General features: G+C 51.6%; 13 protein-coding genes. 2 read left to right on the forward strand and 11 right to left on the reverse strand.

Going from position 1 to position 11,754, the window contains the following annotated elements:
- Positions 1-109 precede the first annotated feature (109 nt).
- The 5 genes from ACWWD9_RS08870 to ACWWD9_RS08890 all read right to left on the reverse strand — a co-directional run bounded on the left by ACWWD9_RS08870 (position 110) and on the right by ACWWD9_RS08890 (position 4,745).
- Positions 110-832, reverse strand: a complete 723-nt coding sequence (locus ACWWD9_RS08870) for a PepSY-associated TM helix domain-containing protein (protein WP_455866820.1) — start codon at positions 830-832, stop codon at positions 110-112.
- 56 nt (positions 833-888) lie between these two features.
- On the reverse strand, positions 889-1,392 hold the full coding sequence (locus tag ACWWD9_RS08875; RefSeq protein WP_455866821.1) for a cytochrome b/b6 domain-containing protein: 504 nt from the start codon (positions 1,390-1,392) through the stop codon (positions 889-891).
- Between the two features lie 2 nt (positions 1,393-1,394).
- Positions 1,395-1,667 (reverse strand): PepSY domain-containing protein, encoded by a 273-nt coding sequence (locus ACWWD9_RS08880; protein ID WP_015829818.1) that lies wholly within the window; start codon positions 1,665-1,667, stop codon positions 1,395-1,397.
- A 14-nt stretch (positions 1,668-1,681) separates the two neighbouring features.
- A complete protein-coding gene (locus tag ACWWD9_RS08885; RefSeq protein WP_455866822.1) occupies positions 1,682-2,362 on the reverse strand; it encodes a Fe2+-dependent dioxygenase in 681 nt (226 codons plus the stop codon).
- A gap of 70 nt (positions 2,363-2,432) precedes the next feature.
- The gene (locus ACWWD9_RS08890) at positions 2,433-4,745 is read right to left on the reverse strand and encodes a TonB-dependent receptor (RefSeq protein ID WP_455866823.1); all 2,313 of its coding nucleotides are present in this window, start codon (positions 4,743-4,745) and stop codon (positions 2,433-2,435) included.
- Between the two features lie 325 nt (positions 4,746-5,070).
- On the opposite strand from ACWWD9_RS08890, the gene ACWWD9_RS08895 reads away from it, so the two are divergent.
- A complete protein-coding gene (locus tag ACWWD9_RS08895; protein WP_083801081.1) occupies positions 5,071-5,247 on the forward strand; it encodes a PLD nuclease N-terminal domain-containing protein in 177 nt (58 codons plus the stop codon).
- A gap of 64 nt (positions 5,248-5,311) precedes the next feature.
- Here the strand turns inward: ACWWD9_RS08895 and ACWWD9_RS08900 are convergent, their stop codons facing one another.
- From ACWWD9_RS08900 to ACWWD9_RS08910, 3 genes are all read right to left on the reverse strand, one after another.
- The gene (locus ACWWD9_RS08900) at positions 5,312-7,012 is read right to left on the reverse strand and encodes a tetratricopeptide repeat protein (protein WP_455866824.1); all 1,701 of its coding nucleotides are present in this window, start codon (positions 7,010-7,012) and stop codon (positions 5,312-5,314) included.
- A gap of 192 nt (positions 7,013-7,204) precedes the next feature.
- Complete coding sequence (locus tag ACWWD9_RS08905) at positions 7,205-7,507, reverse strand: DUF1840 domain-containing protein (protein ID WP_455866825.1); 303 nt, start codon at positions 7,505-7,507, stop codon at positions 7,205-7,207.
- Positions 7,508-7,608: 101 nt separating this feature from the next.
- Positions 7,609-8,010, reverse strand: coding sequence for a hypothetical protein (locus tag ACWWD9_RS08910; protein ID WP_013441884.1), 402 nt, complete (start codon positions 8,008-8,010; stop codon positions 7,609-7,611).
- A 277-nt stretch (positions 8,011-8,287) separates the two neighbouring features.
- Between ACWWD9_RS08910 and ACWWD9_RS08915 the strand changes: the two genes are divergently transcribed.
- Positions 8,288-8,566 (forward strand): hypothetical protein, encoded by a 279-nt coding sequence (locus ACWWD9_RS08915; RefSeq protein WP_455866826.1) that lies wholly within the window; start codon positions 8,288-8,290, stop codon positions 8,564-8,566.
- A gap of 99 nt (positions 8,567-8,665) precedes the next feature.
- Here the strand turns inward: ACWWD9_RS08915 and ACWWD9_RS08920 are convergent, their stop codons facing one another.
- From ACWWD9_RS08920 to chrA, 3 genes are all read right to left on the reverse strand, one after another.
- Complete coding sequence (locus tag ACWWD9_RS08920) at positions 8,666-9,448, reverse strand: PEP-CTERM sorting domain-containing protein (protein WP_455866827.1); 783 nt, start codon at positions 9,446-9,448, stop codon at positions 8,666-8,668.
- 149 nt (positions 9,449-9,597) lie between these two features.
- On the reverse strand, positions 9,598-10,125 hold the full coding sequence (locus tag ACWWD9_RS08925; RefSeq protein ID WP_455866828.1) for a DUF2380 domain-containing protein: 528 nt from the start codon (positions 10,123-10,125) through the stop codon (positions 9,598-9,600).
- A 130-nt stretch (positions 10,126-10,255) separates the two neighbouring features.
- Positions 10,256-11,614 (reverse strand): chromate efflux transporter, encoded by a 1,359-nt coding sequence (chrA, locus tag ACWWD9_RS08930; protein ID WP_455866829.1) that lies wholly within the window; start codon positions 11,612-11,614, stop codon positions 10,256-10,258.
- Positions 11,615-11,754: the final 140 nt, after the last annotated feature.

Here is an 11,754-nt window from a genome sequence, read left to right on the forward strand (position 1 = left end):
CTTGCACATGAATAAGTGGCCTTGAACGCAGGCATAAAAAAAGCACACGCCCAAAAATTGTGTGCTTTTTCAGTCAGGCTGGGATACAGCCTGCAAAGGTTAAGCTGCGCTACAACATGCCAAGCGCAGCCCAGATAGTGGCTACCAGTGAAGCGCTAATCAGGCCTGCCATGACCAGACGCGATTGACGCATTTTGGTCCACAGCAATACGCCGGTAATCGAAAGCACGATCATGGCACCTGCGATGGTATCTGCCAGCAACACCCAGGCCACATTGGCCCCCACCCCTTTGTGCATGTTCATGATGTATGCCCAGGCATTGGCATCTTCACGATGAATGGTCGCAAACTGATTCCCGGCAATATACTCGGCGCGAATACGCATTTGCGGCATGCGAAACTCCACTTCCCATTTCGCAGGTTGCGACATGTCGCGCCCCATGAAGCGTGCGTCATGCTCGCCTTTTTCGCGCATCACCGCCCCTTGCGCGCCCTTGTCTTTCTCGCCTTTGCGTGGCTTGCGTTGCAATGGATCATGTTGAATGTCCAGCGCCTGCTGCACAAACGCGGTAAACGCTTTCGCATTTTGCGGATAAGGCTGCGGCATGCTGAGCTGGATTTCACTTTCTTCCATCTGGGCGGCAGGAATTTTCATGACAGCCCGATGGTTGAGCAAAAACCCGGTGGTGCCAAACAAGAGCCCCAATACAGCGCCCCAAAGGCCAAGCCACCCATGGATTTTTCTTAACAGGCGGAGGGTACGGCCGCGTTGTGCGTTTTGTTGTGCGAGTGTTTTTTGCATGGGAAAAATATCAACGAAAAAGAGGTGCATAAACTAACGTGCCCGGCTGCTATCGGGAAGAGGCCGCCAGACGCAGGCGTGGACATTTACATTTTTTTGCGCAGGAGCATGCCTTTAATGAGATTGGTGCGCTGAATGCGGGACATCAGCAACACCGCAGCCACGTGCACAAGCACCAGGACCTGCAGGCAAGAGGACAAATAGCCATGCCAGACAACCGGCCAATCCTCACCCCAAAATGAATCGGTACGGCTTACCCAACCTGTCAGGGCCAGCATGGCGAGCAATAGCCACATCAGATACACCGCCCATTGCCCGAGGGGATTATGCCCCACATGATGCTCCGCCCGTCCATGCATGATGGATTGGATATGCATGCTCAGCTGCCTGCCACCCGGCCAATAAAAGCGTGCGATCTGGACGGAAGTCAACAGGCCATACATGACCCTGGCAACCACCATACTCACCGCGGCATAGCCCAAATTGCGATGCCACTCACCGGTTTCATTAAACCAGTTCACCACGACGATAGCGGCCACCAGCCAGTGGGTCAGCCTCACGAACCAAGGCCAGACAGCCCCGTCACGCAAGCTTAACGCTCCACTTCCGCTTTAATGATGGCGAAGGTTTTCATGTCGAAATAAATCTCGACCTTTTTGCCTTCCTTGTTCCAGCCGTAGATTTCGTAGCAATTGCCATCAATCTTGAATTTCTTGATCTTGTAGCCTTCATCCGCCAATGCTTGTTTCAAGGTATCTTCAGATGCCCACTCCTCTTTGGGGTAAGCAGGACAATTGGCCGCCGCCCAGGCATGCATGGTCGACAACAGCAGAAGAGCACCCAGGCTCCATGTACGTAATTTCATCAAATATTAACTCCTCAGGTATCGGCCCACATCCGGATCAGGTTGTGGTAATTGCCGGTTAATCGTATAACGGCCGCGTTATCCCCCACTTGTTCGCGCAGGGTCGCAATCGCGGCATCCATATCAAACAGCAGTGTGCGCTGGGCATCTTCGCGGATCATGCTTTGTATCCAGAAAAAACTCGCCAGACGCGAGCCCTGGGTAACGGGCCGCACATGATGCAAACTGGTGCCGGGATACAGCACCATATCGCCTGCTGGCAGCTTGACCATCTGGTGACCGTAGGTATCTTCAATCACCAGCTCCCCACCCTCGTAACTCTCCGGGTCGGCAATAAACAAGGTGCAGGAAATATCGGTACGCACGTGCATGCCAGAGATGGCGTGGGTTCTCACCGCATTATCAATATGCGCACCAAAATCCATACCTTCGCGGTATTGATTGAACAATGGCGGATAGATTTTCTTGGGTAATGCTGCAGAGAAAAACAAGGCATTGCGACTAAGCGCCTTGAGCACGATCTGCCGCGCCTGCTCCGCCTCTGCGGAGGTTTCCGGTAGCTGGATATTGCGTTTGACCTGCTCAGACTGGGTGCCGGCGGTGACTTTGCCGTCGGCCCAATTCGCAGAGGCAAGCAGCTTGCGCAATTCAAGCAACTCAGCAGAATTCAGCACCTGGGGGATATGTAATAGCATGATTTCCGCTTAATAGAAAAAGGCCAGGCCATGATACCCATGACCTGACCCACATTCAAACCACAACCACTTAGAACTTGATTTCGGTGGTCAGGATCGCGATACGACGGTTACCAGGAACCACCAAGCCACCGTTGTCATACAAGGCATCGTAGTACTCCTTGTTGAACAGGTTCTTCACATTCAAACGCACCGCCCAGCGCTTCTCTTCATAGCTCACCATTGCATCCCAGCGAGTATAGCCCGGGATACTGTTGGGGCGGAACTCGCCATTCACGAAGGGGCCGACGGCATTGCTTGGCACATAGCCATATCGCTCGCCCTTGGCTTCAAACCCGCCACCAACTCTCCAATTTCCCAGAAAACTGTATGTTGTCCAGAAATTAGCGGTCATCGGTGGGGTATTGCGGGAGCGCTCGCCTTCAAATCGTGGATCCGCGTATGTCACAACACCCGAAACAGGATCAGTATTGTTGGCCACCTTCAGGATGCGTGAATCCATGAATGCAACGCCACCAAACACTTCCCAATTACTGGTAATACGGCCGGCAAGTTCAAACTCCAATCCGTCAGTACGGCGCTTGCGCGTCAAAATCGCAGCGGATGACTCAAGGTCAGTATTCCGCTCCCAGTCCTTGTCTGCGCGGTAGAGAGCAGTACGGAAAGCTAAGTCACCATCAAAGAACAGCCATTTGGCGCCAAGCTCTGTCGTTTTGCTCTTTTCAGCAGGATAAGGGGTAGTAGTCAGTTGATAGAGGTCAGCTGTTGGGCTGAAAGAGTCACTGTAGCTCAAGTAATAATGTGCGGTAGGGGTTGGCTGCCAGGACAAGCCCGTACGATAACTGTTCTCACTATAGGTCAGACTAGAATTGAGATCATCATAGGTTGCCGGGTTAACCGTGGCAGCATTTGTACGCGTAGTACGGAAATAGTCTGCGTCCATGCGATCGCGACGGACACCCAACAGGAGTTTCCAGTCAGGAACAAACTCTATCGAATCCTGAATATAAACTGCCTGGCTATCGCTCTTGAATTTATTCAGGCCTTTATTACCTGTTTGAACTACTGCACTTGAGCGGTAATAAGGATTACCGTTTGCATCAACCAAGCCTTGCAAACTCTGGCGATAGGAGTCTTCGTGCAAATACTCAACCCCGAACAGAACCTCGTGCTTCATTCCGGCTAATTCCAGCTCTGTAGAAAAATCAGACTGCACGGTAAACGTCTGGTAATCCAGTGTACGCGCGATGTTACCGCCGACACTTGCATTGGCAGCAGGCAGCGCCGGACTTGTTCCATTAGGCGGCGTTTTTACCCAATATGCACGTTGATATGAGCCCTGACGAACCTGAGTACGCCATTGTGTCTTTTCGTTAAATTTATGGGTGAAAATAGCCGTGGAAACACGCGTATCACTGTCGTCAAAGTTGGCGTTGGTTCCCCAGAAGGTTCCGTAGTACTGGCTCACAGGCTTGCCGTTGGCAAAACGGATACCGAAATCGGGAACATCGCGGGTTTGGGTATAAATATGATTAAGATACAGCTCGTTATCCGTGCCTATCCCCATCCCCAAACTGAGCGCAATGCCTTTACGGTTCAATTCTGGTCTATCGCCAGCAGCCTTATTCTGGCGAGTGGCTTCCTCGGTACGATCCATGACATTTACGCGCAATGCCACGGTTTCACCCAGTGTCTTGTTAAGATCAGCGGTGTATTGCTGGTAGCCATAATCGCCAAGACTAGCCGAAACTTTATTCGCATCTTCCAGCTTGGCCATTTTGCTGACCTGATTGATCACACCACCTGCCTGCCCACGACCAAAAAGCATCGCAGCTGAACCGCGCAATACATCGACCTGCTCAAGATTGAATGTCTCACGATTGTATTGCGCTGTATCGCGAATACCATCCAGATAAATATCACCAAAAGTATAGAACCCACGCAGCATCATGTTGTCGCCAGCGCGACCACCCTCGCCTGCGTTAAAGGTCAAACCTGAAACGTTACGCAATGCTTCTCGCAAGGAACCAACCTGCTGGTCAGTCATCAGGCTGCGAGTGACAGTAGTAATAGCCTGCGGTACGTCCTGAGGATCCTGCAGCACTTTCCCCACACGGGTCTTGGTTGCCTGATAGCCGTCCTCTTTTGCTTTTTCTTTGGAGGCATTGACGGCAACCTCAGGTAATACCTGCTGCTCTTCAGATGACTTTTCTTTCGAAGCGGCAGCCTCAGGAGAAGCTACATCGGCAGCATAAGCACCTGAACTGAGGAACAAGGCAGCAACAATAGCGCCTAGAGGGAAAATTTGAGATGCAGCACACGGCGAAACCACCGTTTTTGTTTTAGCCAAATGGGACATCATCGGCTCTTTCAACGAACGCATAGAATCAAATCCTAAATATAGTTTTTATAGAGGGGATCGCTGGCTAAATATCGTGGCTTGCAATTTATCGCTAATGATAACGATTACCATTTGTTAAATAAAGTAAAGAGTTGGGACTTGTTGCAGAAACACAACAAAAAACATGTCTAATCCGTGAAGCCCGTCACATATCAAAACAACAGCTTGCGATGCCGTCGTGGCCTAAAAGCCACATAACAGCTGTCCTTTTCTGTCCTACAAGGACATAGGATAGAAGCCGATAGCTACTACACTGGCTTATGCTTATGATGACTGGCACCAACACTTACAAAAAAGGGGAAATAAATTGAGCAGCATCATCGGAATTCTGATTTTGATCGCCGACATTTTTGCCATTATCAAAATTGCGCAAAGTTCAGCGGATACTGTCGCCAAACTGTTGTGGATACTGGGTGTGCTGGTATTCCCGGTCCTGGGTCTGATTGTCTGGTATCTGGCCGGGCCAGGCGGCAAAAAGGTGTAAGCGGATTTGCATGCATAAAAAAAGCCGGGGAATGTTCCCCGGCTTTTTTTATGCTCACCGTTGTTTATATGGCATATCGCAGTGAGACAACCCCTACTTCAAGGATATCGGCGAAGGTGATCGCCATCCAGGCCACGGTCATGGTGACGGCGGCCCCCACCTTGGCGACCTTGGGCTTGATATCAAAAGCGACACAAATACGCTCTTCATTGGAACTGAACGGGATGGTGCGATGAAAGAGTGAAGACGGGAACAGCACAATATCGCCCACTTGCGGCGCAATCACCTTCACCGGGAAATCATCATGCTGGCGTGGGTATTCGTCCCCATCCGTACTGAACTCGATACTGCCATCATGCTCTCCCAGCTTTTCCTTAGGAATTGCCAGGTAAACACAGCCACTGAGCCAGCCGATCTCGTGGATATGCGAGGTGAGATGCCCGCCTTTTTGCATTTTCACGTACCAGGAACTGGTGAACTCGATGTCATCCGGGAAGCCTTCAATCAATTCGCAATCCTGCCCGGCATAGCGCTCACGGAATGCCTGTACTTGCTGTTTGATCAGCTGCGCCAGGGTTTTGAAAGAAGCTTCGGAGCGCTTGAACAGATTGCCCGCCGACTGTATGCCATGATGCAGCCGGCCCTGCTTGCGCTCGGCAATTTCGGTGAGAGTAATATCTTTCAATAGCGCATTCAGCAAACTACTGTCCTGCTCGGCCAGAGGAGCGATGCGGCTATGGAACACATACTCCATGGGCTGCGGGCAAAAGCGATAGGGATCTGGCACGCCAAAGTTGGTTGCGTAATGCGTAGACAAGGTCGCCAGGAAAGGCGAGGCATGGGTATCGCCCATGACCTGGGGCAAACGCGCCTTGAATGCATCAAACTGCTCGGATTTATAAAGGCAGTACAGGATGCGCTCTTGCCAATCACCCAACTGCGAGCGCTCAAAATAAGGTATTGCCTGGGCATATTCACGCGCAAGATATAAAAACTCGGCCAGATTGTAGTTGGCGGCAGCATGCGCTGCATCCAGACTCAAGGCATGCTGATAGGCTTTGACTGCCTCATCCATATTGCCCTGATCGCGCAGTGCCTCACCCAGGTTGTTCCAGGCATCAACATAATCAGGCTGCATGCGCAGCGCCGAGCGGTATGCCGTTACGGCATCGTCCAGCTGTCCATGATCGCGCAATGCGGTGGCGAGATTAAAGTAACCACGCGGGTCTGCATGAATTTCGAGCGCCTTGCGGTAGCTGGCAATGGCATCTTCCATCTTGCCCTGCTTCTGCAACACCGTGCCCAGATTGCCATGTGCTTCATAAAACGTGGGCTGCATGGCCGCCGCTTTACGATAACTGGGGATGGCTTCTTCATAACGCCCCAGGGTTTGCAAGGCAAAGCCCAGATTGAAATAAGCAACTGCAAGATCAGGTTTCAGGGAGATGGCTTTGCGATAGGAAGCAATGGCCTCGTCCATGCGGCCCAAATGCCCCAGTACCACGCCAAGGTTGAAATGTATTTCAGCGATTTTGGGTTCAAGCGCAATCGCACTTCGATAACTGGCTGCTGCATCGGCGTATTTTTGCTGCGACTCCAATGCGATGCCGAGCACATTGTGCAACATCAGCGTCTGTGGATATTGACGCAACATGGATCTCGCCGTCGCCTCCGCCTGCGGCATATGCCCCGCATTCAAAAGCCCGATTAACGCTTGCATCTCACTCTGGCCAGGCTGTCTCGCCTGTTGAAATCCGGTTTTCATCTCTACATTCCCTTGTACTTGCCACGCCAGGCACTGGGTAAACCGTCCAAAGATTAGCGCAATGCCGTCGTTTAGTCTAGACAGTATAGTCTAGTCGTTATAACCGGGTTAATGCTAAGACAAATCGCTTATGAAGGAGGTCGGAAGAAATGAATTTTCAAGGATGAAACAAGGTTGGCGAAATCACGAGAATCAGCGCCACATGACGTTACTTTTATTTTGTTGGGCGGATTCAAATAGCGCAATCAATGGCAGTGCTCGATTCTTGAGACTAACACCCGCGCTCTCACCACCGTCATCTCCATCGTCCGCACCTGCGATCACTTCGGTATCGCCTTCGGTTGCCTGTTTCAATCGTTGCAGGGCTGCAGGCACGTCTTCGGCCAATATCGCCCCGGGCACCGTACCACTGTGCCCGATCACACTCAGAACCTGATGCGCAACCTCGTTGAACATGCTGATATCACTATAACGATCTGTCGAAAAAGTTATCATCCGTCTTTACCTTTTATCTTGTTTTTGTTGATGCACCGCTTGGGCTAATGCGCGCTGCGGTTGGAATGCATGGTTATTGCCTGCTCACGTGAATCCTTGTCTTAGAGGGCGACAGAAGTTGCCGTAACGCGTCGGCGTGGCTTGCCTGTGGTGACGACTTGCGGCCGGGTATTCAATACCAGTTCGCCCGCCACGCTCACTTCCACGGCCACTTTTGAAGCCACAGCACGTGAACTCCACTGCCCCAGCACTTCCATTACATAGGCGCAAGGCATCGCATCCAGATCAATCAATATGCATTTTTGTTTTGCTGCCGCCTCAGGATAAATCCTTAGCAGGCGCGGATCGGTAGCCAAGCGCAGATAGTGCGCCATCTTTTTTTGCACGGCAAACGCATCCAGTTCATCGAGACGTCTTTTTTCGTAAATACCCAAGCGAAACACATTTTCGCAGCTCATTACAAAATCAATGACATCCTCGCGTGCAACCCCGGACTTTGACATGCTAACCCCTAGTAGATATGGATAAAGTAGATGTGGATAAATCAGCCGCCCCATGGCGCGAACCATGCGCGGGACTGGTTGCATAGATTATTGCTTATGCATCGATGCAAGCATGATCGGTCAAGCCCTGATTTTGATGTCAGAAAGCACTGACAGAAGCCCACCGCGTCAATAATTCCTACATGGAATTAAGCCATTAGCGGATGCTGACACCAGGGGCCATCCCTTACCTTGAAGGTGCACCAAGTAATAACTACAAACTACCAAGGAGATCATCATGAAACTTATTGTCAGCATGCTATGCAGCGTAATGCTGCTTGTGAGCAGCACCATTTCGTTCGCAGAATCCACCCAAGGCAACTCCACTACGACGACACCACCAGAACAAATGGAAAAGCCCCACAATGCAGACCATAACGCCAAGCACCCCTCTCAAGATGGCACATCTACCGGCAGTGGCAATGACATTCAAAAGCTGAAAAAGAAATCCGAAACAGAAAGCAAAGCCAACAAGTCGCGCGATATGCAGAAAGAAAACAGTGGCAGCAGCTATTGATCGCTGCGAGTTAATGTGAGATGTAATGCGTAATTAATAAATCGCGTAAATAAAAAAGGCTCCACATGGGAGCCTTTTTTATTTGTACTTACTGCCAGATTACGCTTGCTTGTTAGCCTTGCGACGAGCACTGAAGCCAACAGCTGCAATGCCTGCCATCATCATGGCGTAGGTAGAAGGCTCTGGTACGGCCGAAATGCAGTGCAGAACGTAGTCAGACTGGTTGTTGCATGCACCACTTCCACATGTACCCAATACAGCAGTAAAGGACAGTGCGCTCACCTGCTTGTCACCAAACGGATTGGCAATTGCCCACAGTGCGCCTTCGCCGTAGCTGGCTTCACTGATGTTGCTCACGGTACCAGGACCTGTCCAGGTTGCCGTCTTCAGACCCGTCGCTGTCAGGAAGAAGTCAGACTTGGTACCGTCCAAGAAAGTCGCCGTGATCTTGGCCTTTTCATTCACATCGCCGTACTCAGGACCATCAAACAGCAGACCCAGCGTGATGTTGGTGATGATGATGTTCTTGGTGAACGATACATCGATGCGCTCGCCAATATCGATTTCACCAGCGGTCTTGCCAGAAATACCTACACCGGTGTAGCCGTCCTGGGTTTTCTTCTCGAACTTGCCGCCAACTGCCGTGAAGGTGGCATCAGTGTCAGGGATAAAGTTCTTGAAGGTTTGCGTGCTTTTGCCATCCTTGAAATCCGAACCGAAAATGCTGTTGTCTGGATCACAGACGTAACAGCCATCCTTTGATGTGCTGTATTTGCCATCGCGGTCATGGTTCTCACCCTTGCCATACTTGAAGCTGGTAGCAGAAGCATTCAGGCTGAATACAGCCAGCGCCACCATCAAGCCGATTTTGAATTTATTCATGATTTTCGTTCCCCGTTGTTGAATGATTGTTGGAAGCCATTCTAGGGAACGAGCGATAGGGCGACCATTGTACCGTGGTACACCTGTACTTCAGTACAATACGACCGCGTCAGCCTGACTCGTCGATACGCCCGCAAGCGAGGTATACCTTACTCTGCATTCTCCAGTTTCAATAGCCTGTCTTTGACGACCTGGGCAAGGTTGGCTGCAGTGCGTATGGTCGTGTTGCGATCAGTCCAGGAGCTTTCCAGCTGCGAGGATTTGGACATGAGCACTTGATGGGTTTTGATATCCACCAAGAGCAATCTCGGGTACACAAAGAGATAGGTTGGCTTCAAAGCCACACCAATCAGCAGATAATCTGCCCCACTTCCCTCTGCCAGTTTTGCTGCATTCTCGATGTTGTTATAAAGATAGGTAGCCGACTGGCTTGCCATGGCCGCCTTGATCGCCTCATTCGGCGGGACAAGGTCAATATCCTTCCCGGCAAGCTTTTCATGAAACGCTGACGAGAGCAGCGCTATGCGCTCCAGCTCTTCCGGGGCATTCGGGATATCCGTCATGTCATTCAGCTGAAAATCCAGCGCCATGATCTTGGGACGAGGCTCTGCCTGGGCGCTGCTAACGGAAAGGCTGATGCAACAGCACAAGCCGAGGAAAGTGAAAAAACGCTTCATGTGGGAATACCTTGAGAAGTTACTACGCTAGAAAAACCAGGAAAGAGGTACTTACTCAGGTAGGACTGCACTAGAGAGTATAGGTTGCGCTTAATCGCCACCAAACTCGCTGAAAGCAATATGGAGCAGGTCAGATTGATGCGAGTTTCAGGCACATGCCCAGCAGGCCAGACGCCAGAATCACCGGGATAACGCCAACCTTGAACCGAAAAATAGCCAGCACCGCAGCCAGCGCTAGCAGCAAGGCAACCCAATCCACACCGGCATCCAGCCCTTGCGGCCACATCACGTGATACGCAAAAAACACCGCCAGATTGACTATCACGCCGACCACTGCTGCCGTAATCGCCGAGAGTGGCGCGGTAAATTTCAGCTTGCCATGAGTAGTCTCGATAAACGGCCCGCCCAGCAGAATGAACACAAAGCTAGGCAGAAAGGTAAAGAAGGTCACAATGCCGGCTGCCGCAAACGCAGAAGCCACGGTGGCGCCTGCGCCAAATACCTCGTTTACCCATCCCCCCACAAAGCCGACAAAGGTCACTACCATGATGAGCGGCCCCGGCGTTGTCTCGCCTAATGCCAGGCCATCGATCATCTGCGGGGCGGTGAGCCAGTGATAATGCTCCACAGCGCCCTGATACACATAAGGCAACACCGCGTAGGCACCACCAAAGGTCAACAAAGCCGCCTTGGTAAAAAACCAGCCCATCTGCGTATACGCCCCATGCCAGCCATACGCCGCCATCAGGCCGCCCATAGCCACTAGCCATAGGCCCAAGCCAGTCAGCGCCACCCGCCATAAACTGGCCCAGCTGAAGACAGCATGCGCTGGCGCAGGCGTATGGTCATCTATCAATGCAGGCCCCACACTTCCAGCAGCAGGGCCATGGCCCCCACCCACCTTGAAATACAGCGGAAAATATTTACCGCCCAGATAGCCGATCAGCCCAGCGGAAACAATAATCAACGGGAACGCCAGCTTGAACACAAATATGGCCAGAAACGCCAGCACCGCAATGCTCCATAGCACGCGGTTTTTAAGCGTGCGCAGGCCTATGCGGTAGGCCGCAAACATCACTATCGCCACCACCGCGGGCTTGATTCCATACAACACCCCCGCCACCGCAGGAACAGACCCATACGCCATGTAAATCCAGGCCAGGCCCGTCAATATGAAAAACGATGGCAGTACAAACAAACCACCGGCGACAATTCCGCCCCAGGTACGATGCATCAACCAGCCGATATAGGTGGCCAGCTGCTGCGCTTCCGGGCCGGGCAACACCATGCAGTAATTCAGGGCATGCAAAAAACGCTGGTCGGAAATCCAGCGCTTCTTTTCCACCAGATCGTGGTGCATGATGGCAATCTGCCCCGCCGGCCCGCCAAAACTGATAAAGCCCAACTTGAGCCAATACCAGAAGGCCTGGGCGAGACGAATGGATGGCACAGCAATGTCAGGTGATGATGTCGAAGTGGAGTCGGACATATCCATTATTTGGTCGCTACATACCCAGCAATTCCAGAGAACTCCAAGGCGGGTTTATTAAAGTTCCTGATCATGGCACAAGACGCATACATAGTAAAAGCATCTAAAAACAATAAGTTTACCCTTGTATGCGTTGCCTC

This window comes from Methylovorus sp. SPW-M1, assembly GCF_053848825.1.

Excerpts from the sequence above, each read along its gene's own strand:
- ACWWD9_RS08870 (WP_455866820.1), bottom strand. The coding sequence starts at position 832 with ATGCACCTCTTTTTCGTTGATATTTTTCCCATGCAAAAAACACTCGCA.
- ACWWD9_RS08880 (WP_015829818.1), bottom strand. The coding sequence starts at position 1,667 with ATGAAATTACGTACATGGAGCCTGGGTGCTCTTCTGCTGTTGTCGACC.
- ACWWD9_RS08885 (WP_455866822.1), bottom strand. The coding sequence starts at position 2,362 with ATGCTATTACATATCCCCCAGGTGCTGAATTCTGCTGAGTTGCTTGAA.
- ACWWD9_RS08890 (WP_455866823.1), bottom strand. The coding sequence starts at position 4,745 with ATGCGTTCGTTGAAAGAGCCGATGATGTCCCATTTGGCTAAAACAAAA.
- ACWWD9_RS08900 (WP_455866824.1), bottom strand. The coding sequence starts at position 7,012 with ATGAAAACCGGATTTCAACAGGCGAGACAGCCTGGCCAGAGTGAGATG.
- ACWWD9_RS08905 (WP_455866825.1), bottom strand. The coding sequence starts at position 7,507 with ATGATAACTTTTTCGACAGATCGTTATAGTGATATCAGCATGTTCAAC.
- ACWWD9_RS08910 (WP_013441884.1), bottom strand. The coding sequence starts at position 8,010 with ATGTCAAAGTCCGGGGTTGCACGCGAGGATGTCATTGATTTTGTAATG.
- ACWWD9_RS08915 (WP_455866826.1), top strand. The coding sequence starts at position 8,288 with ATGAAACTTATTGTCAGCATGCTATGCAGCGTAATGCTGCTTGTGAGC.
- ACWWD9_RS08920 (WP_455866827.1), bottom strand. The coding sequence starts at position 9,448 with ATGAATAAATTCAAAATCGGCTTGATGGTGGCGCTGGCTGTATTCAGC.
- ACWWD9_RS08925 (WP_455866828.1), bottom strand. The coding sequence starts at position 10,125 with ATGAAGCGTTTTTTCACTTTCCTCGGCTTGTGCTGTTGCATCAGCCTT.
- chrA (WP_455866829.1), bottom strand. The coding sequence starts at position 11,614 with ATGTCCGACTCCACTTCGACATCATCACCTGACATTGCTGTGCCATCC.